Origin of the sequence: Methylocaldum sp. (assembly GCF_039794385.1) — a bacterium.
Classification (GTDB): Bacteria; Pseudomonadota; Gammaproteobacteria; order Methylococcales; family Methylococcaceae; genus Methylocaldum.
In genome coordinates, this window is sequence record NZ_JBDIVO010000455.1 from 1 (window position 1) to 3,069 (window position 3,069).

Sequence of the window (3,069 nt, forward strand, 5' to 3'; positions counted from 1 at the left end):
CCCCCCTGGAATCGTGGTAGACGCATGGTAGACAGTACGATTCAAACAGCTTCAAAGACAGTCGGATTTATTATGTCATGTAAGCGACTGATTGCAAGCATGTTTTATGTCTCTTTCAAACTTGGTAGAGCTCGGTAAAACAGCCAAAAACAGGACTCATAATCCCTTGGTCCAAGGTTCAAGTCCTTGAGGGCCCACCAAGTAAAACAAAGGCTTGCAGCGATGCAGGCCTTTTTCATTTTGAGCGAATGCCCAATTTCTGCTCAAGACTGGACTTTCGCTCCCGCCTGATTCTAACGACCATTCTCTTTGGTTGTTCCTTATCCGATAAACGTTTAACCGAGGCTAATCCCTCACTGCTATCCCAAAGATGCTCGGAGGCGGCTGCAAGGCACCGTAAAGCTTGAGAAGCGAAGCGCCGGGCATGGTAGAGCTGTGTGATATGCCGCATATAGTGAGTCATAAGCCCTAGTTTGCGAGGCTACATCTAGATTCCCACTCGAATCAGGCGCGGAAATGCGCTCGGCACAGACCTTGCTCGGATAGTTCAGCCACGATCTTCCTCTCGAGGCTTGAAAACTGTACTTGCTCCTCGATGGCGCCAAGACCCGTTAAGGAACAACAATAAATGAAATCGTCCGTTGCGCTTATTCAGTCGACTTACTTGGAAACTCGAAAACCCTTGCTGCAATTGCTCAAGCGCCGTCTCGGTTGCAGCGATACTGCGGAGGATGTAGTCCAGGAGGCCTATTTGCGGGTTATTCAGCAAAACTCCGTCGACGAAATAGTTAATCTGCCTGCTTACCTGTTTCGTATCGCGAGCAATTTGGTGGTCGATTACGGGCGGCAGGCCGTGGCGTCGGCGCAGGCTCATCACGAGCCGCTGGAAGAAGACCTGATCTGTCCGAAACCGCTTCCCGACAAGATCACGGAAGCAGGCCAAGAGTTGGACCTCCTCGGCCAATCGATCGCTGAACTGCCTCCGCAATGCCGCCGTATCTTTCTGCTGCACAAGGTCCAGCACCTCAGTCATGCCGAAATAGCCGAGCGATTGAATATCTCCCCTCGTACTGTGGAAAAACAGGTCGGTAAAGCGTTGAAGATTCTGCGCGATAGAATGCGGACTAGATAGCGCCGACGTTCTACTGCGAAAGAATAGGGTGCGGCAAATCCCGCTCTGACGTGTCCATCCTTGATGGTGCCCAGTAAGACCAACTTGCGTTCAAACTGGCAAAGTACTTTTCAGCGTTATTTTCCCAACGAACTCGTTATCATTTGACAAGGAGGAGTTGACCGGCTGTAATCGAAAAAGCTGGCAAGTGCCACGCCAGTTCGTCGCGCAGACAACAAGATAAAAAGAGCGGTTATGCATCCAAACCCCGTGGAGACGACGATCTCCAACGAGGCGATCGAGTGGTTCTCGAAACTCCACTCCGGCCGGGTTACGCCCGAGGATCGCAATCGTTTCGAGGACTGGCGAAAGCGTAGCTCCCTGCATGCCAAGGCTTATGCGGATGTCGAAATGTTTTGGGCGCTGCTGGACGAGCCGGCCCGACGGGTCTTCGAACGAGAAGAGACTTTGGCGTCGGAACAGACGGATGCGACCCCTCTCATCCGTAAAGCTGGGCAAAGGGTCGCTAGGCGACCGGCGCGCCGTGCCTTCGTGGGCTTATCTCTGGCTGCTGCGCTTGTCATGTACCTTTGGTTGCCGGGAGCTTTTCGCTTTTGGACCAGTGATTATCATACGGAGTGGGGCGAACGGCAGGAGATTACGCTGGAGGACGGCTCCCGAGTTTCCCTCAATACCCACTCAGCCTTATCGGTCGAGTTCTCCCCGGAACGACGCGTGATCAAACTCCTGGAAGGCGAAGCTTATTTCCAGGTGAGACACGATCCAGACCGTCCCTTCATCGTCCTTACCGCTCATGGCGTGGCCAAAGTCACGGGCACCGCGTTCAACGTATACGAGCGGGATGACCGTATGACCGTCACCGTGTCCGAGGGGCGGGTGCGCGTCTACACCGAGGGGGCCGAGGATCGGGCGATAGAACTGAGCGCCGGATTGCAGGCGACCGGCAGCATCGACGGCATAGGCCCTGTTCTCCGCGTGGATGCCCGGCAGGCGTCGGCCTGGCGCGAGGGACTCTTGGTGTTCAACATGCAGCCGCTCGCCGCCGTGGTCGACGAGATAAACCGTTATTTCCCCGGCAAGATCATCATCGCCGATCCGCGCATCCGCGAGCGGGTCGTCAGTGGCGCCTTCGACCTGACCCGGCCCCGCGATATTCTTACCGCCATCGAGAAAACCTTAGGACTAAGCTCGGTAAATCTTTCCGGCGCTCTGACCTTGCTTTACCAGCCCACCCTCTGAGCTCTCAGCCGCCGCATCCGGCCGAGGGCTGGCGCACCTTCCCTCGCCGCCTGAATTCCTTTCTCACGCCTATCCCAAAGCCGTAGTCGTAGGTCGGCAATCCTTTGCCGACAAATGCACTTGCCGAACTGGGGTGTCGGGAAAGGATTCCCGACCTACTGAGGGCACTACACCAAACCTGACAACGCTCCAGCAGCACAGCGCATCCATTCCTCGGACACACCTCGCTTCAAATCGCCCTCAAAATTTTCGTCCCGGAGTACGGGGTCGGTTTTGTGTTTTCGTCAATACGGGTATCCGGGGCAAAAAACCTCGGCGACGAAAACCGATCCTGGTTGCTTGAACTCGAATCTGGAGGACGAAAACATGGCTTGGGATGAAGACGATACGACGATTTACCACGTGGTCGTCAACCATGAGGAGCAGTATTCGATTTGGCCGGAATACAAGGAAGTGCCTATAGGATGGCGAACGGTCGGCAAGAGCGGTCCGAAGCAGGAGTGTCTGGACTATATCAGGGATGTGTGGACGGACATGCGGCCTCTGAGTTTACGCAGACACATGGAGGAGGCGTCCCTTCAGGAAGCCGCGTCGGCGGGGAAGGAGGCTTGATGCGCGTGGGAATTCTCCGGTTCGGAGGATGCTCTTTCCGAGAAGGCGATACGGATGTCTCGGCCAGTGATTTCTACGCCTAATTT

3 protein-coding genes are annotated in these 3,069 nt (G+C 55.2%); all 3 read left to right on the plus strand.

Annotation, left to right across the window (positions count from 1 at the left end):
• Positions 1 to 628: 628 nt before the first annotated feature.
• The gene (locus ABJK70_RS22595; RefSeq protein WP_077728426.1) at positions 629 to 1,132 is read left to right on the plus strand and encodes a sigma-70 family RNA polymerase sigma factor; all 504 of its coding nucleotides are present in this window, start codon (positions 629 to 631) and stop codon (positions 1,130 to 1,132) included.
• A 234-nt stretch (positions 1,133 to 1,366) separates the two neighbouring features.
• Positions 1,367 to 2,371 carry a FecR family protein gene (locus tag ABJK70_RS22600; RefSeq protein WP_347259212.1) on the plus strand — a complete coding sequence of 335 codons (1,005 nt, stop codon included), beginning with the start codon at positions 1,367 to 1,369 and terminating at the stop codon, positions 2,369 to 2,371.
• A 366-nt stretch (positions 2,372 to 2,737) separates the two neighbouring features.
• A complete protein-coding gene (locus ABJK70_RS22605; RefSeq protein WP_077728541.1) occupies positions 2,738 to 2,983 on the plus strand; it encodes an MbtH family NRPS accessory protein in 246 nt (81 codons plus the stop codon).
• Positions 2,984 to 3,069 lie beyond the last annotated feature (86 nt).

Coding starts and splice junctions, on each gene's coding strand:
- ABJK70_RS22595 (WP_077728426.1), top strand. CDS start 629: ATGAAATCGTCCGTTGCGCTTATTCAGTCGACTTACTTGGAAACTCGA.
- ABJK70_RS22600 (WP_347259212.1), top strand. CDS start 1,367: ATGCATCCAAACCCCGTGGAGACGACGATCTCCAACGAGGCGATCGAG.
- ABJK70_RS22605 (WP_077728541.1), top strand. CDS start 2,738: ATGGCTTGGGATGAAGACGATACGACGATTTACCACGTGGTCGTCAAC.